Annotated in this window: 12 protein-coding genes; 8 read left to right on the top strand and 4 right to left on the bottom strand. The window is 45.9% G+C overall.

Features of this window, described 5'->3' with window-relative positions; translation table 11 throughout:
- Nucleotides 1–52: 52 nt before the first annotated feature.
- The 3 genes from PMG25_RS03060 to PMG25_RS03050 all read right to left on the bottom strand — a co-directional run bounded on the left by PMG25_RS03060 (nucleotide 53) and on the right by PMG25_RS03050 (nucleotide 10,735).
- Nucleotides 53–3,580 carry a S8 family serine peptidase gene (locus PMG25_RS03060; protein ID WP_283765442.1) on the bottom strand — a complete coding sequence of 1,176 codons (3,528 nt, stop codon included), beginning with the start codon at nucleotides 3,578–3,580 and terminating at the stop codon, nucleotides 53–55.
- A 519-nt stretch (nucleotides 3,581–4,099) separates the two neighbouring features.
- Nucleotides 4,100–9,181 carry a S8 family serine peptidase gene (locus PMG25_RS03055; RefSeq protein ID WP_283765441.1) on the bottom strand — a complete coding sequence of 1,694 codons (5,082 nt, stop codon included), beginning with the start codon at nucleotides 9,179–9,181 and terminating at the stop codon, nucleotides 4,100–4,102.
- A gap of 330 nt (nucleotides 9,182–9,511) precedes the next feature.
- Nucleotides 9,512–10,735, bottom strand: coding sequence for a CAP domain-containing protein (locus PMG25_RS03050; protein WP_283765440.1), 1,224 nt, complete (start codon nucleotides 10,733–10,735; stop codon nucleotides 9,512–9,514).
- A gap of 396 nt (nucleotides 10,736–11,131) precedes the next feature.
- Between PMG25_RS03050 and PMG25_RS03045 the strand changes: the two genes are divergently transcribed.
- The 8 genes from PMG25_RS03045 (at nucleotide 11,132) to PMG25_RS03010 (ending at nucleotide 22,199) form a co-directional block, all read left to right on the top strand.
- Entirely contained in the window at nucleotides 11,132–12,754 is a 1,623-nt protein-coding gene (locus PMG25_RS03045) for an NACHT domain-containing protein (protein ID WP_283765439.1), read from the top strand.
- A gap of 6 nt (nucleotides 12,755–12,760) precedes the next feature.
- A complete protein-coding gene (locus PMG25_RS03040; protein ID WP_283765438.1) occupies nucleotides 12,761–14,347 on the top strand; it encodes a serine/threonine-protein kinase in 1,587 nt (528 codons plus the stop codon).
- Between the two features lie 5 nt (nucleotides 14,348–14,352).
- On the top strand, nucleotides 14,353–15,291 hold the full coding sequence (locus tag PMG25_RS03035) for a tetratricopeptide repeat protein (protein WP_283765437.1): 939 nt from the start codon (nucleotides 14,353–14,355) through the stop codon (nucleotides 15,289–15,291).
- Nucleotides 15,288–17,210 (top strand): CHAT domain-containing protein, encoded by a 1,923-nt coding sequence (locus tag PMG25_RS03030; protein ID WP_283765436.1) that lies wholly within the window; start codon nucleotides 15,288–15,290, stop codon nucleotides 17,208–17,210. The genes PMG25_RS03035 and PMG25_RS03030 overlap by 4 nt, the downstream gene beginning before the upstream one ends.
- Nucleotides 17,211–17,267: 57 nt before the next feature.
- Entirely contained in the window at nucleotides 17,268–18,407 is a 1,140-nt protein-coding gene (locus PMG25_RS03025; RefSeq protein ID WP_283765435.1) for a hypothetical protein, read from the top strand.
- Nucleotides 18,408–18,979: 572 nt separating this feature from the next.
- Nucleotides 18,980–19,303, top strand: a complete 324-nt coding sequence (locus tag PMG25_RS03020; RefSeq protein WP_283765434.1) for a hypothetical protein — start codon at nucleotides 18,980–18,982, stop codon at nucleotides 19,301–19,303.
- A 76-nt stretch (nucleotides 19,304–19,379) separates the two neighbouring features.
- Nucleotides 19,380–20,105 (top strand): DUF1997 domain-containing protein, encoded by a 726-nt coding sequence (locus tag PMG25_RS03015; RefSeq protein ID WP_283765433.1) that lies wholly within the window; start codon nucleotides 19,380–19,382, stop codon nucleotides 20,103–20,105.
- A gap of 183 nt (nucleotides 20,106–20,288) precedes the next feature.
- Complete coding sequence (locus PMG25_RS03010) at nucleotides 20,289–22,199, top strand: serine/threonine-protein kinase (RefSeq protein ID WP_283765432.1); 1,911 nt, start codon at nucleotides 20,289–20,291, stop codon at nucleotides 22,197–22,199.
- Between the two features lie 153 nt (nucleotides 22,200–22,352).
- Here PMG25_RS03010 and ppsA read toward each other — a convergent pair whose 3' ends face one another.
- Nucleotides 22,353–24,854, bottom strand: coding sequence for a phosphoenolpyruvate synthase (gene ppsA, locus PMG25_RS03005; RefSeq protein ID WP_283765431.1), 2,502 nt, complete (start codon nucleotides 24,852–24,854; stop codon nucleotides 22,353–22,355).
- Nucleotides 24,855–25,082 lie beyond the last annotated feature (228 nt).

Here is a 25,082-nt window from a genome sequence, read left to right as displayed (position 1 = left end):
ACATGGCTTTGAGCCTTTAAGACTGTACACCATAACAGCGAAAACTGCTGTATCAAATGGTCACAGTACCATTTACATCACCTGCAACCAAAGCAGTGGTTCTAGCTAAATCACTAAAGTTTCCTAGTGCAGTCAGGCTAGAACCACTTAAGTTATTGATCGCAAAACTACCTGCCAATGGATCTAGAGTGTTATTCGTAAGGGAAACATTCGCCAAGCTACCTGTACCCGAACGAATCGTCAAGCCATTAAAAGACTGACTAATATTATTATTCGAGAGCGTAATAGATGAACCAAAATTACCATCCCGTAAACGAATTCCAGCATTCATCGAATTATTGCTCGTATTCGCAGCAGTAATAAGATTATCAGAAATCGTCACATTTTGGGTCGTAAATCCGCCGATATTATTCGCCAGTTGAATCCCATCTTCGGTCGTATTGGTAATCGTATTACCAGAAATACTGCCACCAACTATTCCACTAACATTAATCCCACGACTGGTGATTCCGGTAATATCACGAATTTCATTTCCAGAAATTGCCAAACCAGTAACACCCAGCAAGAAAATACCATTTTTATCTGTATTTCCGCCAGTGGTGGTCACATTGCGGATCAAATTATTAGAAATGGTCAAATTTTCGGTACTTAATCCATTTGCACCCATTTGAGCATTAAAGATCCCTTGCTCATTGGTTACATTCTCAATAATATTATTGGTAATCACAGAATTGTTTCCCGAACCCGTCGTTTCAATTGCCATTGAACCATCCGGTGGATCAATCCGAAATCCATCCAGGGTTACTGTTCCCTGATTCGTTAATATCGTCCCCCCATCCCAAGTAATCCGACCCATAATGCTCGATTCTGGATTGCGCGAACTGTTGCCAGAAACTCCGGCATTCGCCCCCCTTAAATTAACCGGTTTATTGAGATTAACAAGTTCATTATAAGTCCCGGCTCTCACTTCTACAATACCCGGTGTTGTATTGGTTCCACCCGTATTCAGAATGCCTGAATTAATCGCATCAAAAGCATTAATCCCCACCACTGCTTGTCCCCCTTCAACCGTCTCACCAGCCGTGGTATAAGCATTAGATACATAAACGGTTTCATTATCATAGATGGTTGCTTCGCCGCTATTGGGATTACCTACGGTATATAAGCCGCTAGAAGCTAGATTTAGACTAAGAGTTTTAGCCCCATCAAACAAGGTATCATCTAGGGGATTGACCGTAATGGTTGTTTCAGTTTCTCCGGCTGCAATGGTGGCTGTACCATTGAGAGATTGATAATCTGTGCCATTAATAGCTGTGCCACCTAGGGTATAGGTAACCGTTAGAGCTTCATCAATACTTCCCCCAGTGCGACTGAGGGTAAAAGTGGCAGAATCTAGATTTTCGGCAGCTACTCCATCGGTCACTTCTAGGGTTACAGTGGGTGGAGAAGTCGGAGTAGGAGATAAGTCTAAGATGGCTTCAGCCAAAGCAAACATATCCACCCGTTTGTAGGTGGCATCGGTGTTGATGACGTTATCATCTTCATCGTCTCCATCCACAACAGAAACGCCTGTATCTTTGAGCAGGGTGGCAAATTCATCTGGGGTCAATTTTCTGCCCAAAGTTTGCACGGCTAACTGTTGGGCTAAAACGGCCATTCCTGCCACATGGGGAGCTGCTTGGGAAGTTCCAGAATAGACACGGCTAAATCCGGTTCCTGTGGCATCTGCACCGACAATTTGTGCGCCAGGAGCGACAGCCGTAATCAGATTAGGATGGCGTTGGGAAAAGGGAGTAAAATGATCGGCAGCAGTTGAATTTGAGGTTGCACCGCCAAAGCCAGAAAATTCTTTAGCTCCTACATTAGCATCATAGACGGCTCCGATCGCGATCGTGTTGGGATCGGCGGCTGGATAGGCGACTCCAGGTGCGCTATTATGCCGATAAAAGTCATTTCCGGCGGAGGACACGAGAATGACTCCTTTGGCTTTCAGTTGCTCTAATTCATCGTTAATACCCAGTTCGGTTAAGGTTTGTTGGGTTTGATAATTGCCTCGAATATCGCTTTTGCCATCGCCATCAGTGTCTATTTTATTGCTAAAGGACATATTGACACTGACAATATTATAAGTATCAATATTTTTCAGTATCCATTGCAAGGCTTGTTCTTTCATGGCAAAATTGCCGCCGCCACTGTCTTTGGAGGTTTTCAGATGAATGATATTGGCTCCGGGTGCGACTCCGGGATAGGTACTGTCGGCAGAGGCGATAATACTGGAGACATTGGTTCCATGACCCTTAACATCAGAGGCATCTAAGTCATGATCGCCAAAGTCTTCGTGATACACTAAGCGACTGCCAAATGCTGGATGACTGGTGTTAATCCCTGTATCTAAGACAACCGCAGTAAAGCCACTACCATCGACGCTACTAAAGCGGTTATCTGCTTTGAGAGTATTGATACCAATTAAGGGAAGGGATTCACTGGTATCGGTTTCTGTCTCCACTTGCGATCCGGTGGTGGTAATACCGGGAAGTTGGGGAGTAACGCGGGTGTTGAGCAAGTAGTTGGTAGGAGCGTCGCTAGTGATACGCAGGCGATATGCGCCGCCAGGGAGTTCTCCGGAGATGACGGAGCTATTGTTACTCAGTTGTCCGTTGAGAACCACATTACCTGCTTCGTCTAGAACATCGACGGTGGCTAAGGCGGTGAGTCCGGTTAGGGATAACTCGAAGGTGTTGGTTGCGCCGAGGCTGAATTTGTAATAGTCGGCAACATCGCTTCCGCCGACGCTTTGGGAGAAGGTGCGGGTATTGGAGGATAGGGAGATGCTACTGGCGGTTTCTAAGGTGTTGCCGGGATCGGTTTCTATGGGGGTGACTTCAGCCGCAGGTGGGAGGATGGAAAGGCTCGGTGCGGGAGGGGGAGAAGATGAGGGAATATCGGGTACGGAAGGCGGGGGTGAGGGAGCGGGGATGTTGAGGAGGAGGTTGGTGAATTGGGATGCCTCAAGGCTGGTTGCGTCGATGCCTTGGAAGATGCCGATAATGGCTCCGGTGGTGCGATCGCTCACCACACTATCTTCTCCCCGTTGACTCACCTGTAAACTATCAAACGTCACTCCAGGAGCCAAGCCAATCTTATCCTGTCCTGGGGTGAAGTCCAGGATGACATCTTCTCCGCTACCTAAGACAAAGAGATCTTCGCCAGGGCCGCCTACTAGGGTATTGTTGCCTAAGTCGCCGTAGAGGATGTCGTTGCCGCGATCGCCGGAAACCCAATCATTTCCCTGTCCGCCACGCACACAGTCATCCCCCTGACCGCCGTGTACCGTATCATTGCCCAAATTCCCATTCACATAGTCCGCATCTGGATTGCCGACGATCAAATCATCATCCTGTCCTCCCCAGATGCTATCTGCACCCCTTCCGCCTAAAAGTACATCATTTCCCTGATTACCATAGAGTTCATCATTGCCCGCATTACTAGCAATAATATCTTCCCCCGCCAATCCCCAAATGATGTCATTTTCCTGGGTTTCAACGATTAAGTCATTTTCTGGTGTTCCGAAGCGAATCATGGTTCTGTTCTCCTGATGGGTAGATAGTTAGCCCTTGCAGTGTGAGGATTAGAGGAGAAAAAGAGGTGAAATCAGAACCATTCTGATTTCAGTCCCTCTTGCGTTTATGTCTTCGTGTCTCCACACTAACTAATTTAGTTTATCTAACAGCAAAAACCTTAAAAAATCAAGATAAACTTTTTGTTTTATAATTATTTTTTAGGTTAATTACTAATAGTATCAGATTGAAGCGGAAAAACTGACTCACTTTGACTCATTTTTAATGACCCTTTGAACGGGTCAAGGTGAAATGTAAATTTATGTAACAATTTCGCCCAAAGCGCATAAAAATCGTAAAAACTGAGAACCCGATAGAGGGGTCACACTTCTCTAGTTGTTGCGATCGCCGAGCATTAGCCCATGCTAGACAAATGTGAGTTGAATTAGGCGAATACCCACCAGTAGCTTATACCTCTTCATCAAAAAGGTTGGGCTAAACCAGAGCTAACCCAACCGACAGAACAACAAAAGTTATCTGAATCAAATCGTCACAATACCATTCACATCTCCCGGAACCAAAGGAGTTGTTCTAGCTAAATCACTAAAGTTGCCTATTGCAGTAAGCGGATTACCACTTAAGTTAGTAATGGCAAAGCTTCCTGCATTAGCGACTAAAGCATTATTAGTAACTGTGACATTAGCCAAGCTACCTGTACCCGCTCGAATAGCCAAACCATTGAAGCTAGTGCTGACATTGTTACCTGTAACATTGATGGCTGCACCAAAAGCTCCATCTCGCAAACGAATACCTGCATTACTTGCACTACCAGAAGTATTGGCATTGGTAATCGTATTATCAGAAATAGTTACATTTCCAGTGGTAAACCCTCCTAAATTATTACCAATTTGAATAGCATCTTCCGTCGTATTGGTAATGGTATTGTTAGCAATCGTTCCTCCATCAATTCCACTAACATTAATCCCCCGGCTAGTGGTTCCAGTAATATCCTGAATTTCGTTATTCTGGATATTCAGATTGGTAACACCCAGCAAGAAAATACCATTTCTATCTGTAATACCCCCAGTCGTTGTGATATTCCGAATCAAGTTATTCGATATGGTCAAGTTCTCAGTATCGTTTAACGCTGGATTGGTTTGGGGAGGATTGAAAATAGCTTGTTCGTTCGTCACATTTTCAATAATATTGTTGGTAACGATCGTGTTATTTCCAGCATTTAAGGTATTAATCCCAATAATGCCATCTGGGGGATCAATGCGGAAACCATCAATTTCCACAGGGCCTGTGTTTGGGAACGTACCATCAAAGGTAATAGAACCCGTTAAACTTCCTGTAATATTGGCTTCTGGATTACGAGTGCCGTTTCCCGCTACTCCTGCATTGGGGCCTCGCAAACTGATAGTACGGTCAATCACTACACTCTCTGGATAATTTCCTGCCCTTACCACGACAATTCCGGGGTTAGCATTGGTTGCTGGAGGAGGTGCATTATCACCACCTGCCGCTTGAATGGCAGGGTTAATTTGGTCAAAGGCGTTTATCCCAACTACAGCTTGACCTCCTTCCACTGTTGCATTTGCAGTGGTATAGGCATCATCAACATAAACCGTTTCGTTATCGTAAATCGTGGCTTGACCAGTATTCGGTGTACCGAGAACATACGCACCACTGGCAGCTAGAGTTACATCAACTGTTGTTGCACCATCAAATAACAAATCATCAATGGGAGTAACGGTAATGACTGCTTGGGTTTGACCCGCAGGAATGGTAACGCTACCACTGAGGGATTGATAATCTGTACCATTAACGGCTGTGCCACCCAATGTATAGTTGACGCTAAGATTGGTTGCTATATTCCCTCCTGTTCGAGTGACAGTAAATGTAGCAACATTAGAAGTATTATTTTCTGCGGCTACACCATCAATCAGCTCTAAGGTAACTGTTGGTTGAGGAATGGGAGTACCTAAAAAATTAGCGCTTGATAGACTATTAGGAGTAACACCAACAAGGGTCATTAAGGCAATATCTTCATTGGTAAAACCAGCAACTCCATTTCGCTCAATGTAAATCAAAGAATCGCTAGTTCCGGTAATGTAAGTTGCACCGACAGTCGAGCCAACACCACTGCCAATATTAACCGGAAGACCTCCAAAGATTAAAGACACTGGACTGGGTGGATCTTGAGTATTATCTAGATCGACATTCGGAACAATAGTAGTTCCTATTTCAATTTGGTCTTGATTGACATCAAACGCCAGAATATAATCTGCTTCAGATTGAGAAACTGCGGGGGGAACATTACTAATATTTCCAACCGTTGTGGGTGAGGGATCTAAAATAGCATTCAGATTATAGACAAAGCGGTCTGTTCCATCTCCTCCACTGGAGCCATTAAAACCACTGAGAGTGTCACTACCAAAGCCTCCTTCAATGGTATCTTGGTCATTTCCACCAAGGATACTGTCATTACCAGCACCCCCAAGGAGGGTATCATTTTGGTCTCCACCTAAGACCGTATCATTATCATTTCCACCATCGATGAAATCGTGACCAATACCACCAAGAAGACTATCGCTTCCTGCCCCACCTTGGATGCTATCTTCGCCATTACCACCGTCAATGGTATCGCCACCTGAACCCTCTGCACCACCTGCAATGCTGTCATTTCCATTACCACCAACGATGGAATCTCGACCAGAATCATCGGTTCCACCACGGATAGTATCATTTCCATCTCCTCCGATAAGAGTATCTCCAATAGCATTGGAACCTTGGTTTCCACCAAGGATACTGTCGTTACCCTCCCTACCATCGTAGTAATCTACTCCAGTAGCTCCTACTGAAGCACCCAAACGACCGATAGTATCATTACCAAATCCACCGTCTATGGTGTCATTGCCTTGAACAGCGTCATCACTTGCAGGAATGATGGAATTGACTAGACTCGCGTCAACGTCGAGGTAATCATCGCCGTTACCTCCCCAAATACTGTCATTATCGCGACCACCAGCAACGGTATCGCTACCACCGACAGTATCATTATTCATAGAATTAACACCTGCGAAGATGGTGTCATTTCCGTCTCCACCTTGAATGGTATCGCGACCCAATACTCCTCCAATGAGAAGATCATTACCTGCTAGTCCATCAAGATTGAGGTCAAAGTTTAGGATGACTTTTGCTGAATTCGAGGTCTGGTTTGTGGTCGCGTTTCTGGCCGTATAGTCAAATCCTCCTGGGTTTAAGATATTGGGGATAAACGTGATCGTATCACCAGCTAAATCAACTGAATTACCAAATGGATTGCTGACACTATCAACCACCAGATTATTATTCGGTAAATCATTGGCTAAGATGTCAGCCGTATTGATGGTAATGGGAACAGTATTACTAGCGTTAGCCTGTTGAGGAAGAGAGTCATCACCCGATGTGCCGGTTACCGTTGTCGAAAAGCCACTTAAAGTATCTGGATTAGCCTGTAAGGGGATAGAAGAGGGCAACTGTACAATTGCCTCAGCCAAGGCAAACATATTAGCCCGTTTATAACTGGTATTGGTGCTGTCAACATTATCCTGTTCATCATCTCCATCAAAAATGTTATCACCACTCTCTTTGAGCATTTGTTCAAACTCAGCATGGGTCAATTTTCTGCCTAGAGTTTGCATCGCCAACTGCTGCGCCAAAACTGCCATTCCTGCTACATGAGGAGCAGCTTGCGATGTCCCTGATCTGTCGTTGAATTCATTTCCACTAGGATTAGCACCAAAAATTACTGATCCAGGTGCAAAGACAGTTGTTAGTGTAGGATGACGCTGAGAAAACGAAACAATTCGATCTGTATCAGTGCTATCGTCTCTTGCACCATTTCTCCATCTTAGTGGACTAGCATAGGATAAGGGAGGTAAATTAACGTTGGTATCAAAAATTGCTCCAATTGATAGTGAATTTGGATCGGCAGCAGGGTAAGCAACACCTGGCACACTCTTGAAAGGATAAAAAGAGTTACCAGAAGCTGAGACAACAATGATATTTTTTTGAATTATTTGTTCGATTTCTTCTGACAAATAATCAGATTGAAGCTGCTCAAAATTTCCAGCACCTAATGACATATTGACACTAGCAATGTCATACTTATCAGCATTGTCAATAACCCACTGCAAAGCTTGTTGAACTGCTGCTGCTACCAACCCAGGAGTCTTATTAGTAGCTTCATCATCACTGAAGACCTTGAGATGAATAATATCTGCACCAGGTGCTACTCCAGGATACTCAGGATGTGAAGATGCAATGATACTAGAAACATGGGAGCCATGACCATTGGCATCTGAAGCATCTGTTGGATCGCTATCTATGAAATCTTCTGTATAAACTACACGGTTTCCAAAAGCAGGATGATCTTTGTTAATTCCTGTATCAAGGACAACGGCTGCAAACCCTGTACCATCTACACCATTAAAACGTTGATCTGACCTGAGATTATCCAAACCAATGAGTGGCCCAGAGACATCCGTAAAAGTTTCAAGTAGGAGATTAGAAATAGTCGTAGTTACTCCAGGAAGTTGCGGGGTTATGCGGGTATTGAGTAGGTAGTTGGTGGGAGCGTCGCTGGTGATGCGTAACCGATATGCACCATTGGGGAGTTCTCCAGAGATGACGGAGGTGTTGTTCGCTAGTTGTCCGTTGAGAACGATGTTACCCTCTGCATCTAAGACATCAACAGTGGCTAAGGCAGTAAGTCCAGTTAGGGATAACTCGAAGGTGTTGGTTGCGCCGAGGCTGAATTTGTAATAGTCGGCAACATCGCTTCCGCCGACGCTTTGGGAGAAGGTGCGGGTATTGGAGGATAGGGAGATGCTACTGGCGGTTTCTAAGGTGTTGCCGGGATCGGTTTCTATGGGGGTGACTTCAGCCGCAGGTGGGAGGATGGAAAGGCTCGGTGCGGGAGGGGGAGAAGATGAGGGAATATCGGGTACGGAAGGCGGGGGTGAGGGAGCGGGGATGTTGAGGAGGAGGTTGGTGAATTGGGATGCCTCAAGGCTGGTTGCGTTGATGCCTTGGAAGATGCCGATAATGGCTCCGGTGCCGCGATCGCTCACCACACTATCTTCTCCCCGTTGACTCACCTGTAGACTATCAAACGTGACTCCAGCAGCCAAGCCAATCTTATCCTGTCCTGGGGTAAAGTCCACAATGACATCTTCACCACTGCCTAAGACAAAGATATCTTGTCCGGGGCCGCCGACTAGGGTATCGTCGCCTAAGTCACCGTAGAGGATATCGTTGCCGCGATCGCCGGAAACCCAATCATTTCCCTGTCCGCCCCGTACACAGTCATCCCCCTGACCGCCATGTACCGTATCATTTCCCTGATTACCATTCACATAATCCTCATCTGGATTGCCGACGATCAAATCATCACCCTGTCCTCCCCAGATTCTATCTGCACCCCTTCCCCCTAAAAGGACATCATTTCCTTGGTTGCCATAGAGTTCATCATTGCCCGCATTACTAGCAATAATATCTGCCCCCGCTAATCCCCAAATGATGTCATTTTCCTGGGTTTCAACGATTAAGTCATTCTCTGGCGTTCCGAAGCGAATCATGGGTAGTGCCTCCTAGTTGAGTTCAGGGTAAGCCTTTGAAATGTCAGATTTAGAGAAAAAAAGAGGAGAAATCAGTTTTTCCTGATTTCTTTACCTCTTTTTTATATATTGTGTCTCCACTTAAATACTCTAGCTTATTTAACAGGATCAAGTACAGAAAATTTAAAATATTTTTATATATTAAAATGGCTAAAATTATATCACAATAATTTACAAAAAATGACTCACTTTGACTCATTTTTTTTATGATTTGCTGTCATCTACAGGGATTTTCGATGTTACAGCGCTTCGCGCGGTAATGGGTCATGACCCATTACCCATTACCTTTTTCTAGAGAGTCACAAAGTCTCTGGCATCTATTTGGCTAGGGTTAACATTGGAAAGAATGGCTAATATCTGATTCGTTCCCGCTTGAGCAATTAAAGTTGAATTTGCCAAGTCTCCAATTCCAGAATTAAAGGTTAAGCTATTAAAGGATAATCCTCCAGTTAAGCCAATAAAATCTTCGAGATCATTGAAGAAAATTAGGTCAGGGGCATCGGGACGGAGGACAAAAATATCATTGCCTGCACCACCAATTAGGACATCAGCACCGAGATCGCCGTAGAGGATATCATTGCCCGCACCTCCATCAAGATAATCTTCATTTTGGCCACCATAGAGGATATCATCTCCGTTATCACCAAAAACCTGATCGTTTTGGCGATCGCCAAAAACAAAATCATTACCCTCTCCCCCAGTCACAAAATCATTCCCCTGTCCCCCGCGCACGGAATCATCCCCAAAATCTCCCGCTACTTGGTCATTCCCTAAATTCCCATTCACATAATCATTGCCACTATTTCCCATGGCAATATCGTCTCCACCTAGAGCCAAAATGGTATCAACACCAGCAGTTCCCATGATTTGGTCATTAGCCTCCGAACCCAATATAAAGGGAGTAGGCTGTGGAGTCGGTGGAGAAGGAGGAAGAGGAGGTAAAGAAGGTGGAGTTAAGTTTGGACTAGGAGTCGGGGTTGGTGAAGGAGTTGGCGAACCACCGATAGGCGGCGCTCCAGTCGGATCGGGTTCATCTCCAAACCATAACGCACCGTATCCCTCATACAACCCAACACCCAAAGCATCCCAGGAAAAACGTTGCCAGTCCCCTTGATTGAGAATAGTTGCATTGTGATCGGGACTATTAATCCAAGAATTAAACGCCTGTTCAGCCGTAGCCAAAGGAGCGGAAGTTAGGAAGAAGTTCTCATATCCATTACCGGGATAACCGGTTTGCAAGCGTTGAGGCGCTTCCCATATATTGGGATAGGTACTTTCATTATCCGGATCGTATGCTCCCCAACTCCAAGAATGAGGATTACGAGAATCGCCTATAGTAATTTGTAAATTTTCCGCAACATCTTGAACATGGCGATTAGCAACTAAGGTGAGAGCATTGGATAAAGGAATTGCAGGGAGTCCATTTTGGCCGCGATACTCATTAATAAGAGTATAGAGTTTTTGCTCTTCCGGTTCTAAACCATCCCCAGGTAGAGGATTAAAGATATCAATCATAAGTGCCTCCTAATTCATCGGAACAAGTGAAACGGGCAGGGGCGTAACGACGACTGGCTTTTTACCTTGAGGTGTGAAGACGATCTTTACACTATCATCATTATTAGGATTAGGAACAAAAATCGCTCCTTCAGTAGATGGCTTAAATTCCAGTGAATGGCTTGGATTCCTGATCATCACTAATTCCCCCTATTCTGGTTAGCATTTTCCTAACTCCATTCCAGGATATGAGGACATTCATGCAATTGTCAGCCAACTTTGGTTGGAGAATATGCACTAAACAGGCAAAACATTGCCAACCAAAGTTGGATCTTACAGCTTTAAATAACTTCACAAGGCTAGAGAGACTCTAGAAACCCTATAGTAGACAAGAGGATCTGCTCATCCCATTGATTCATGCCTACAGAACAAAACCCTTCACCCGCATTTTCCAGAGCCAGTCAGGTTTGGTTACTAGAGGAACTCTATCGCGACCTGGGCACGGCCAAACAAGCATACGACTCTAAACAGCCTCCTACCCTTGAGGATCAAGAGAAAGAATTCCTCCGGGGTTTACTCTGCGGTCATGATGCTAAAGAGATAGGGCAAGTGCTGCACCTTTCTGAAAAGCATGTGCGGACAGAGCTTTCACGTAAGATCTATCGTTATGTGGAACAACTGACGGGACGAAAAGTCAAGCATTGGAGTGAAGTGCCTTTATTTTTAGAACAGTATCGTCGAGGGGGAATCACTTGGCCCACTTATTCAGCTTTAAGGTCAATCGATCTGATCCAAGCTCCAAACATCGATCGTTTTCTAGGACGCAAAGCTGAACTAGATACCTTAAAATTCTGGTTCACTTCTGAACAGACACAACTGCTGCTTTTATGGGGTAAATATGGGGTTGGGAAAAGTCTGTTGGTGGCAAAATTAGCTGTCACCTTAGCTGAGGAAAAAGAGACTCCATTTCAAGTGGTGGTGTGGCGAAGTCTTCTCAATTTCCCTCGTCTCTCAGATTTAATTGCCAGCCTCAAACCCCTGCTTGCTCCTGATGTTGAACCTAAAGAGCAATGGTTAACTGTGGATCTACTGCGCTGGCTGCATAATTATCCCTGTTTGCTGATTCTAGATGACTGGCAAGCTGTTTGTGGGGCAAAATTGGGAGAGCAACCGAGTCATGACTATTCCCATCTGTTGCAAAGCTTGAGCCAACAAACTCATAGAAGTTGTATTGTGCTGATTTCTGAACAGCAACCGGCTGAATATGCCCAACTGTTGAATGATGAAGCCGTGCGAGAATTACGCCTGAAAGGGCTTTGTGAGAGTGATGCTCTGGAATTGCTCGATCGCCTCAACATCCAAGGTACACCCACTGAGCGACAAACCCTGATCCAACGCTATCAAGGCAACCCTAGAGCCTTATCCATGGCTGCTATGACGCTGAAAAACCAATGGCACGACAATCTAGAGCCGTTTTTAGAGAGTACGTCCCTCTTTATTGGGGATGCTGTGGCTCAAGCAGTGCAAGCTCAACTTAACCATCTTCAGCCAGAAGTGCGATCGCTCCTGGATTGGCTCACAATTGCTGAAAATCAATCCGTTACCCTAGAGGAACTGACTCAGGCGATCAGTGGTGGAGTCGAGCAGTCCAAAGTTAGCAATAGCCTCAGTCAGCTCCAACGGTTGGATTGGGTGATGATCGCTCCAGAAACCCATCCTCCAGGATTTCAACTTGACCCGATGATTGCTAAATATATGCGTCAGCAATTGAGCGATCGCTTCATCAATGGGATCTGGCAAGTCTGCCAAACCCAACAGCTCGAACCCAACTCCGTGCTACAAACCCATCTCCTAGTTTGGCCAGAAAGCAATAACGAGCAAAAACTTCTCAAAGTGGTCAAAACTCGTTTAAACCAAGGATTTGATTCACCCTTGGCTTGGCAAAAAATCTGGCAAGAGACTCACAACCAAGCGATCGCCAATTTTCTGGTCGGATACACTAGAAGAAACTGGTTGTTGTTGGGTGAAGTCATACCGTAGCTAAAAATGGATATCATCGAGGGTTTACTCCTGCAAGAGCGCTATAGAGTGGTTAAATCACTAGGAAGTGGCAGCTTTGGCAAAACTTTCCTGTTAAACGACACTCAATCCGATCGCCCCAAAGTGCTGAAAGTGCTTGACCCAGAGCAAAACTTTATTGAGGAAGGCGATCGCCAAAAAGTGATTACCTTATTCAAAAGAGAAGCCCATGCTCTGCAAACCCTAGACCATCCCGGCATCCCCAAAGGCGACCCCGATGGCTATTTTCTTTACCGCTCTCCCCACCGGTTTGAACCGTATCATTGCTTAGTCATGGAATATATTGCAGGAGAGGATCTCCGCACTTGGCAAGAGAAAAACCCACCCCTCTCCGAACCCCTAGCCAAACAATGGTTGACGCAACTGCTCGATATCCTCATCTATCTCCACAGTCAAAACCCACCCGTATTACACCGAGATATCAAACCGGGAAACATCATGCTCAAACCCGATGGTCAATTGGTGTTGGTTGACTTTGGTGCAATACGTGAAGTCACGGAAACCTTTCTGGAGAAACAGAAAGCCGAACAATCCACCACCAAAATCTATGCACGGGGCTATTCTCCTCCCGAACAAATGCAGGGCTTCACCACAGCATTATCCGATCTGTTTGCATTAGGAAGAACCCTAATTTCCTTACTCGTCGGTCAACCGATTTCCAAGTTAGAATTTGACCCGCAAACCCATCAAATCTGCTGGCAAGATCGCGTGCAAATTTCCGCTCTATTTGCGGATTTACTCGTATCAATGACTGCCCTGGAAGCCCAATCTCGTCCCGCTTCAGCCGTCGTCGCTCGACAACATTTATTACAGCAAACCTGGTGGCGCAATGGCTTGTTTGTGGGGTGGAAAACGTTTCGCCCATTCCAGGGAGTCAGTGCAGCAGTGGTTGTGAGTATAGCAATGTGGTTATGGGGCGTACCATGGGTGGCGACGGAGCTGAATGAGCAAGGCTATAATGCCTATGCAGATGATAATTGGCAGAGGGCGGAATCTCTTTTTCGCTGGGCACTTCGGTTTAATCCGAAAAAAGCTGAGTCTCACTATTACTTGGGTTTTTTTGCGGAGGAGGAAGGTAATATGGAAATGGCAAAGGAGCGTTATCAGCAGGCGATCGCCTCTCAAGCCACCTTTTCTCGCGCCTATAACGATCTCGGTCGCCTTTATTTACTACAAAACGATCCGCGATCGGCTCTGCCTATCTTGGAAATGGGCGTTCAGCAGGGTTTCAACGACCCCCAATATACCGAAAGCCTACAGGCAGCCTTGCATAAAAATCTAGCTTGGGCTGGATTAGCTACGAGTAACCTCTCCTTAGCCAAAGAACAACTCCAGAAATCCCTAACTTTGGAAGACGAGCGTCCTGCGGCTCATTGTTTACTCGCCCAAGTTGCAGAACAGGAAGAAAAGATGAAGCAGGCCCAGAACTCCTGGAAATTATGTTACCAATATGCTCAAGAGCGCGATCGCGATTTTCCAGAAATTCAACAATGGCAAGCAGAAGCACAGAAATTCTTGGTTGCGTCTGAGGATCTTGCTTCAAGTATCGATTGAGTGTTATGAGTTATTTATCAACAAAAGCTAAAGCTTGGTTTATTATTTCACTTTTAGTCATAACTGTTGGCGCGATCGCTACACCGAATTGGGGAGCTGAGTCAGCCTGTCTTGCTCCTACGACTAAACTTAGCAACCTACAGCTTCAATCTGCAAAATCCCCACTTTTCACAAGCGCTCAACTCAAACATAATTGCCCTCGCGGGGAAGGCAAAAATCCTAAAGACGATCTCATTCCTTATATCATCTCCCCTCGCCGCACCACAATTCTTAACCCTCAACCGCTCCTGCGCTGGAATTCCCTTCCTAGTGCTTCAACTTACACTGTTGAGATCTTTGAAACCGATAATGCAGAACCCCTTTGGACACAAGAAACCAACCAAGATCGAGTGCAATATGACGGGCCGCCCTTGCTCTCTGGCAAAACCTACTTTCTAGTCGTCGATACTCCAGAATCAGAGCCTTCTTCCGCCGAAGAAACTAACATTAGCTTTGAAGTTCTTAATCCGGATGATGCAGCTCATGTACGAGAAAGAGCGGCTTCTATCTTAAACTTAGAAACTTCAGAAACAGAACGGAGCCTACTGCTTGCCCATCTTTATTTCGGGTATCATCTCAATGCGGAAGCCATTGCCGTTTTAGAAGCGCTGCCCAAGGAATCCAAAACCGAAACAGTGTATCGACTTTTGGGAGACTTATACAATTGGATATATTTAAGGCGGTTTGCTATTTGGCGCTATCAATCTGCGGCTGAAATTGCTGAACCGGGAACTGCTCAATTAGCTGCCGTCCAATCTCGTTTGGGACAAATTTATGCCGATCGCGCGATTCCCGAAAAGGCTAGAGAATGGTTGGAAGCTGCCCTGGCTACTTATCAGGCTTTAGGTAACCAACAACGGATTACTGAGATTCAAGAACAACTCGATCAACTTTCTATGCCATGAACCGTCGTCATTTTCATCTGTTAGTTTTAGGTTTGTTGGCTACAGTATTTACGCAGAGTATTTCTGGTTTTCGCCAGTCTGCTCTTGCTGTAACCTCTCGTTTTCAAGCCAATAAACTGATTGAGGAAGCCCAGACTCATCTCAATGCACAAGAATGGAAACTCGCGATCGCCAAACTCGAAGCAGCTTTAGCCTTTTTTGAAAAAGAAGGACTCAAGTTGTCGATCGCGATGACTCAAATTCATCTAGCCAAAGCCTATATCGGTAACCAAAACTTTGGCCAAGCTCAAACGACAATCCAAAAATCTGTCACCTGGTTTTTAGAGCGCCAGCAGATTCTTTTGGGTTCAACTGCCCTGATGATATTGGGTCTAGCTTATGAAAAACAAGCTCAAATCTTGCCCGCTATTGCGACCTACGAACGCTCAGTCGAGTTTACAGATAGAACGATCGCCGGCATTCGAGTCCAAACGTTACAAGAGGGGCCACGTATGCTTTTAGATAAGGCTCATTACCGCCTCATCGATCTTTACCACCAACGCCAAGATTTTAAGAAAATGCTAGAGCATATCGAACGGTCGAAAGCCAGAGCATTTTTAGACCAACTAGCCCATGGTTCTATCGATTTTGGCGAGGGTAATAGGCGTTCGATCTTGGTAGGACTGTATGAGATAGAGTCTAAACTAGAACAATTAGATCGAGAACGGCAGGATCTCAGATTGCAAGCTGATATCAGCGAAGAAGAACAACAACGAGTTCAACCAAGGCTGGAAGAGATCGAGCAAGAAATTCAACAGCTTGCAGAGGAATATAAGTTCCGCTTTGAAGACCTCAAAGCGCAAAGCCCTAAAATCGCAGATTTGCACCAAGTCACGATATCGAACTTACAGGAAATTCAAGCAAGCTTAGGTGCAGATACGACATTAGTTAATTATTTTGTGGGCATTCACCAGCTCTTTGCCGTGGTGGTGACTTCTACTGATTTGAAGGCGATCGCCATTCCTACCCCACTCAGGCAACTTGCTAAGACCATCAAGGCAATGAGTCAAGAGATGAAAAATAGTATATCGTCCCATCCGAAATTACTCCAAGACCTTGATGCAATTCTGATTGCTCCCCTACGACAACACTTGAAAACACCAAATATCGGCATTATTCCACACGGACTCCTACATTATGTACCCTTTGCCGCGCTTACAGATGGTCGTCGTTACCTCTGTGATGATTATGCGATTTTTATGCTCCCTAGTGCGAGTGTATTGCGATTGTTGCCTAAGCCTAGTGAGAAACAACGCACGGGTAAGCTACTCTTAATGGGCAATCCCACAATTGAAAATCGAAATTTATCTCGTTTAGAGGCATCAGAGGCGGAAGTAGAGGCGATCGCCGCCCAATGGAACAGCAACGCTTACACGGGCAAACAAGCGACAGAAACCCGCTTTTGGCAAGATGCACCAACGGCTGAAATTATTCACCTCGCAGCCCATGGTCAGTTTAATAGCCAACAACCCCTCTGGAGTACCATTCATTTAGCCCCATTTGTCGGCCAGGATGGAAATCTTCACGTCCACGAACTCTACAGACTCAACCTAGAAGCAGCGCGACTAGTTGTCCTCAGTGCTTGTGAAACCAAAGTCGAACAATTCTCCAACGAGCAAGAGGCTCAAACTGTGGGCGATGAAATCGTCGGACTCAATCGCAGCTTTCTCTTTGCGGGCGCACCGACGGTACTGGCAACACTTCGGGTTGTTGGGGACAGACTCACTAAAGAACTAATGCTTGTCTTCTACGATCGCCTCAAACAAGGAAACCCAAAAGCCCAAGCCCTGCGTCAAGCCATGCTGACACTGAAAGAGAAGAATGAACCTCCCTACAAATGGGGGATTTATATACTGACCGGAGATTGGCGAGAGTTATGATAAAGTTGGTATTCTTCTTCACTCGATACTATATATTTTAACCGGAGGTAACACCTAATGAAACGCTCGTTTATTGCTTTCGGACTATGCTTAACCACCCTGGGAGGATTTGAGCTTGGAGGCTTCACTGTAACCCCTATTGCTGTTGCTCAGACGGCTAGTGAAACAGCCTACCTTACCTCCGAAGCATCCCCGATCGACTGCTCGGACTTACCCGATGGCTTTAAAGAACTCAGACGAGAGTGGAGGAGAGAGTTAGAGTTTGACTTGGAGGGGGAGGGGATGAAAATCGCAGGGTTATTTACCTGTGAGCTGATACAACCCTTGGCGGGTCAAGTTGAGGTAGTTTTAGGTGGAGCGGTAATTGAACCGGATATGCGCGATGAAATTACTAGGGATGGGTCAGTGTTTTTAGAAGTCGCTGAGAATTGGTATGGAGTCGGTATAGAAAACCCGAAAGAACATACAGAATATATTGATGGAGTTGGCGATCGCGCAGTCCGAAGCGTTATGACCAGTCGAATTTTTACATTTCCGGTGACCGTGAATACGATCTTCTTTGAGCATAAAGAGCAAGTTTACTTCTTAGCTAATATGCATCTGTCCACAGCCAGGACTGACGTTGATGATATTGCTTTAGCCCAACAAATGGTAGAGCGGATTGATTCAGGTGTAGTCCAACTTGAGATCCCTGAACCTACCCCTCCTCATTCCCCTGTCACCTTCAACAATGCCCTAGTCAACCCATCCGATTTACCCAATGAATATAGCTCACTCAGAACTGATGTACTGGAAAAATTGCAGTCTTTCTTGAGTAACCTTGAAATCAAAGGACTGTTTGCCTATCAACTGATGGAACCGTTAAAAATGGATCTTTTGTTTGGCGGAACCATCATTAAACCCAATCTGCAAGAGTCGATGACCACCGATGTGTTCGACGTTCCCGATATGGTTGACAATATGTACGGACTCAAAATAAATAAAACGGGAGAAACACTAGAATTTCTCGATGGAGTAGGCAATCAGGCTGTCCGAAAGATGACTACACTAGAAGTTCTTCTCATGTCCATAGTAGTGGATGTGATTGTATTTGAATACGACGGTCAAATTTCTTTCTTAGTTAACACTTATATGAGTCGATTTCCAACTCAAATCAATACTGTTGCTCTCGCAAAACAAATGGTTGAGCGTCTTTGATCTTAGCCTATCGTACTGCCATTATTTTCTCTAGTACATCACTAAATTATACAAAGACTTGAAACCATTATGTCTTCAAGTCTTGATTTTCAATGCTTGCCAGCAGAGCGCTTTTCATGTCCGCGAAGCAGAAATTTAGAAGAGTGTACCTCATTACAGCGCGAAGCGCTGTATCATTTTCTTTGGTTTCAACTGTAGTGTGGGGATTAGAGGAGAAAAAGAGGTGAAATCAGAATGGTTCTGATTTCAGTCCCTCTTGCGTTTATGTCTTCGTGTCTCCACACTAACTAATTTAGTTTATTTAACAGTAAATGTCTTAAAAATTAAGATAAATTACGTTTTTTAAGATCGTTTTTTAGTCAAATTAATAATAGTATCAGATCGGAGCGCAAAAACTGACTCACTTTGACTCATTTTTGAGTGCCCTTTCCGCGATCGCCCCAATCGGTAAAGGGAGAATGTAAATTTATGTAACAATTTCGCCCAAAGCGCATAAAAATCGAGGTTAAAAACTGAGAACCCTATAGAGGGGTCATGCACTTCTCTAGTTGTTGCGATCGCAAAATAGGGTTATGGCAGATACACTCAAAGCTTCCAAAGCAGGACTAGACCTCGTTTACAGAGCCATTCGCCAAAAAGGATGGACAAAAACTCAAACCGCTCTCTGGTGGAATGATGCTCAAACCTCCCAAGCAACCTTACGCCGGTTTTGGCGCAGAATTCCCATCGATCGACAGGCCTTTCAACAGATTTGTCAGGTGGCAGGAGTGGACTGGGAGAGCGTAGCGGAAATTGACCCTTTGTCCGATTCACCAGAAGACGACAACAATCGAGACTTACTCAGGGAATTGAGCCTGATTGATTGCATTCTGATTCTACTGCTGCTGAGAACCTAACTCTGGCGATCGCGGCATACAATAGAATATCTGGATTAAAATATCTGGATTGGGTTCCTAGGAGGTTTTTCTCGTTGTGACAGATGCTTGTTCTCAAGATTCCGGCTCTGAAAACCGCCCTTCCCGTCCCGAACAATCAAAAAGATCGCCAAAATTTGGCGATCGCTTCAAAGCCTTGTCCTCCAAAGTTTCTCAGGCAATGGGCTTTGAATGGATGTACTTTCATCTCAATTACGCCGACTGTGTAGAACTCTATGCACCTGAACCCGTAGTTGCCGAGTATGTTAACGATCACCCCAGTTGGTTTACCCGATGCGCTCTCCCCATGAAAGCCATCCCCATCGGGGACAGTGGCTATGATTTACTTCTGGGGCGCTATGGGGCGCTTCAATTTGAAGTGGAAGTGAGAATAGGCCTCCAACTTATCCCCCGTGACGAAGCCGGAGTCTATCGCATCTCTAGCATTGATCTCCCTGACTATACTCCCCCAGGGTATGAAGTCAACTTTCATGGGCAATTTTACCTGGCTGAAGTTCCCTGCTGTCCGACTCCGGAATATCTCCAGGAACTGCAAAGTTATCTGATTCTTCCCTCACCCCTACCAGAAGTGATGACGCGCTGGGAATGGAGCCTAGACTTAACCGTAGGCGTGAAATTCCCCCACTTTATCCATCGCTTACCCCAATCTTTGATTCAAAGTACCAGCGATCGCCTCCTCCAGCAAATTGTCCGCGAAGTTTCCCGCCGTTTGGGTAAAAAAGTACAACAAGACTTTCATCAAACCCTGTCAATTAGGGAATAGGGAATGGGGAATGGGGAATGGGGAAAAGGCAAAAGGCAAAAGGCAAGCAAAAGGCAATCCTCCCCATCTTCCCCATCCTCCCCATCCTCCCCATCTCCCCTATTCCCCATTCCCAAACTACCCCAACCCTGCCATCCTCTGTCAAAATAGATTAAAACGCGACTATTGTTTGCTCTTCCGGCCATGGCCTACTGCTTAAACCCCAATTGTACTAAGCCCGAAAATCCACAGAATGCAGAGGTCTGTCAAACCTGTGGACAACCCCTAACTGAGCTACTTAGGGGACGATATCGGGTACTCAAACCTCTGGGACGGGGGGGAATGGGTCGTACCTATCTCGCCGTTGATGAAGACAAACTTCGCAGTTTCTGTGTCATCAAACAGTTTTCTCCCCAAATTCGAGCCACAGGGGAGCGACGAGAGAAATCGATGCAAAAGTCTACGGATTTGTTTTACCAAGAAGCCATGCGTTTGCATGAGTTAGGAGAACATCCGCAAATTCCCACCCTATTAGCCTATTTTGAACATCAGGAACAGTTGTATTTAGTACAACAGCTTATTCGCGGCCCCACTCTCTGGCAAGAATTAAAACATCAAGGGCCCTTCAGTGAAAAGCAAATTTGGAATTTACTGGAACAATTATTGCCAGTTCTGGAGTATATTCACGGTTATCATGTAGTGCATCGGGACATTAAACCCACCAATATTGTTCGCCGTAAACAAGACCAACAACTGGTATTAATTGATTTTGGCATTGCTAAACAATTAACGGCTACCGGCATGGCGAGGGTAGGGACAAAAATTGGCACAGAAGGCTATGCTCCCATGGAACAAATCCGTAGTGGTCGCGCTTATCCGGCCAGTGATTTGTATAGTTTAGGGGTGACTTGTATTCATTTGTTAACAGGGTTATCCCCGGATGAATTATTCGATCCGTTAACGGGGAATTGGTTATGGAGAGAGTGCTTAAAAGAACAAGGAACAGTAATTAGCGATCGCCTGGGACAAATTTTAGATAAACTGCTCAAAGATATTGTCAGCGATCGCTATCAGTCAGTCCAGGCCGTGATTGCCGATATGAAACCTGTGCCCAGTCCTCCGAGTGTGATCGTGCCCGAAGGGTATATGATTTGTCCGCCAGGGGTTCAAGATTGGCATTGTATCCATACCCTCAGTCACCATAATGGCAAAGTAGAAGCTTTAGCCATTCATCCCCAAGGTCATCTTTTAGTCAGCTCCAGTGAAGATAAAACCCTCTGTTTGTGGCGGATGAGCGGGCCAAAATTAGAAAAAGTCTCCCTATTGTCTACCTTAACCGGTCATGATGCCTCAGTCGGCTCCGTTGCCATTCATCCAGAAGGAGAATTATTAGTCAGTGGGAGTCACGACCGGAAAATTTTGTTTTGGCATTTACCCCCATCCCCTAATCGAGACCTGATGGAAACAGAACCGATTCTCGTTTTAAGCGATCATCGAGATTGGGTCAATGCTGTGGTGTTTAGTCCCAGTGGCAGTTTATTAGCCAGTGGCTCCAATGATAAAACGGTACGAGTGCGGCAGTTAGCGGTGACTCCGGATGGGGAATGGGAGCAATTACCCCTGTTAACCTTAACCGGTCATACTGATGCCGTAAATGCCTTGGCGTTTAGCGCTGATGGTCGCTGGTTAGCCAGTGGGGGAGAAGACCGAGTAGTGAAAGTTTGGGAGGTGGAAACCGGAAGCCTCCATTTGAGCTTACCTCGCCATGCCCAACGGATTAATGCTTTAGCGTTTAGTCCCCAGCAAGGGATTTTGGCCAGTGGCAGCGATGATGGTACAATTCGCGTCTGGGATGCTGTTAAAGGTCATCAAATCCGCACGTTAACTGAACATGGCGATTCCATTTTTGGTTTGGTGTTTAGTCCCGATGGTCAAACATTGTTTAGCAGTAGTCGCGATCGCACCATCAAAATTTGGGACTTACAGACCTGGAAAGCCGTATCCACCTTAGACGATCACTCCTGGTGGGTCAAGGCGATCGCCTTAAGCCAAGATGGCCAAACCTTAGTAACCGGTAGCGGTGATGCCACGATCAAGATTTGGCGATGGATTTGACACTCCCCGGTCTCAAAGCGAATTAACTATACTGGGGCAGCGCTTCGCACAACCCACCCAAATCAAAACCGCCCCAGGGTTTTTCTTCCCCAGGGCAGTTTGTGTGGATTTCAGATTGCTGAGATAGAGTGAATCCAAAATCCAAACCTGTTATCAGTCAGCTTTAGCGACTTCCAACACCTCATCCATAATCGTTCCGGACTGCTCCATCTTGCTGATATCCAAAATGGTCTTGAGAACAGAATCCGGATTCAAACTCATGGAATCAATGCCGAGTTCAACCAAGAAGCGGGCGAACTCTGGATAGTCACTGGGTGCTTGACCGCAAATACCAATCTTGCGATTGTGTTTCTTCGCAGCTTTGATGGCAATTTGTACCATCCGGCGAACCGCTTCATTGCGTTCGTCAAAGATGTGAGCAACCAACGAGGAGTCACGGTCTAATCCCAAAGTTAACTGGGTTAAGTCGTTAGAACCGATGGAGAAGCCATCAAAGACTTGGGCAAATTCGTCTGCATAGATGACGTTACTGGGCAATTCGCACATCACGTAAACTTGCAAACCATTTTCGCCGCGTTTCAAGCCATTGCTTTCCATTTCCGCCAATACTTTGCGACCTTCATCAGGGGTGCGGCAGAAGGGAATCATGGGAATGACGTTGGTTAAGCCCATTTCATCCCGAACCCGTTTCAGAGCTTTACACTCTAGGGCATAGGCTTCACGATAGTTGGGGTCGTAGTAGCGGGATGCACCACGCCAGCCAATCATCGGGTTTTCTTCCTTGGGTTCAAACTGACGACCGCCTAAGAGGTTGGCATATTCGTTACTCTTGAAGTCGGACATCCGTACAATCACTGGATTGGGATAGAAGGAAGCCGCAATCATGCTGATGCCATGGGCCAGTTTGTCTACGAAGAAGTCAGGTTTGTTGTCGTAGAGGGCGGTGAGTTTGGCGATTTCCCGTTTGGCTAACTCATCTTCGAGTTCGTTGAACTTCAGTAGGGCTAAGGGGTGAGCTTTAATGTGGTTGGCGATGATGAACTCTAAGCGAGCAAGTCCAACACCGTCACAGGGGATAGAGGATAAACCGAAGGCTTCATCAGGGTTGCCCACGTTCATCAAGATTTGGGTGCGAGTCTTGGGTAGGTTGTCGAGTTGGGTTTCGATGACTTCAAAGGGTACAAGACCTTTATAAACCCGTCCTTCTTCACCTTCGGCACAGGATACGGTGACCTCTTCACCAGTGGTGAGCAGTTGGGTGGCATCTCCACAACCAACGATCGCCGGAATACCCATTTCCCGTGCAATAATGGCTGCGTGACAAGTCCGACCGCCTTGGTTGGTGACAATGGCGCTGGCTCTCTTCATGATCGGTTCCCAGTCGGGGTCGGTCTTGTTGGTAACCAAGACTTCACCGGGTTGGAATTCGTCGATGCGGTGAACATCCATGATCACCCGTGCATTGCCTTGACCAATCATTTCACCTACGGCGCGACCGCGAACCTGGATGTCCGATGTGCCTTTGAGTTTGAAGTTCTTGAGGATACTACCGGATTTTTGAGATTGAACGGTTTCTGGACGGGCTTGAACGATGAACAGGTCGCCCGTGATGCCGTCTTTTGCCCATTCAATGTCCATGGGGGTGTAAGTGCCCCGAACTTCGGAGTAGTGGTCTTCAATAATACAAGCCCATTTAGCCAACTGAAGAATTTCGTCGTGGTTCAGGCAGTATTTGCCCCGCTCAGATTCGGGAACGGAAACGTTTTTGGTCAGTTTCGATCCGCCGAGGTCATAGACCATTTTCAGTTCTTTTGTACCCAGGCGTTTTTCCAGAATTGGACGGAAACCATCTTTGAGGGTGGGTTTGAAGACGAAGTATTCGTCCGGGTTGACGGCTCCTTGAACGACGTTTTCTCCTAAACCATAGGCGGCGGTAACCAGGGCTGCGTTTTTGAAGCCGGTTTCCGTGTCGATGGAGAACATAACGCCAGAGGAAGCGAGGTCAGAGCGCACCATTTTTTGTACGCCGACGGATAGAGCTACATCAAAGTGATCGAAGCCTTTGACGGTCCGATAGGAGATGGCGCGATCGGTGAAGATGGAAGCGAAGCACTTATGGCAAGCTTTGAGAACCGCATCTACACCATAGACGTTGAGGTAGGTTTCTTGTTGTCCGGCAAAACTGGCATCAGGCAAGTCTTCGGCAGTCGCGCTAGAGCGCACGGCTACGTCTGTGTCGTTGAGTTCTCCACTATCGCCTTTGCCGTACCACTCGCACATTCTTTCGTAGGCTTTGGCGATCGCCTGTTGCAGATCTTCTGGGAATGGGGTATCGAGAATCAGCGAGCGAGCTTTTTTACCCCGTTGCCGTAAGTTGGGCAGGTCTTCCACGTCCAGATCGGAGAACAATTCCCGCAGTTTGCTTTCTAAGCCTGCTGTTTTAATGAAGTAGCGATAAGCATGGGCAGTGGTGGCGAACCCATTGGGTACAATTACACCTTTGGGGTTCAATTGCTGGATCATTTCTCCTAGGGAAGCATTTTTTCCTCCGACTAGGGGGATATCGCTGATGCCAACTTGTTCAAACCAAAGAACGAACGCTTCATTTTTTTCCGCTTCACTGGTTATATTTCCTACGGCTAAGGTCTGAGTCATGGTTCAATACCCTCCATGGGTTTTCAATTGAATTCGATTTAGCCAGGCAGTACAGTACAGTCATACTTTTTAATGGAGTTTTGTTTCTGTATCCTGCCTTAGAGGTTAAGAGAGATTAAATTCTCTCTCGATTTGTATCAACTTCTGCAATTTTGGACTATCAACTAACAGTTATCGATCGCTTCAAACCTTGTTATATCAAGGCTTTGGCGTGAACCGTTGAGCAAT

Origin of the sequence: Roseofilum capinflatum BLCC-M114 (assembly GCF_030068505.1) — a bacterium.
Lineage (GTDB): Bacteria > Cyanobacteriota > Cyanobacteriia > Cyanobacteriales > Desertifilaceae > Roseofilum > Roseofilum capinflatum.
The sequence above is the reverse complement of the archived record's forward strand: the minus strand, read 5'-3'. Positions and strand labels throughout refer to the sequence as shown.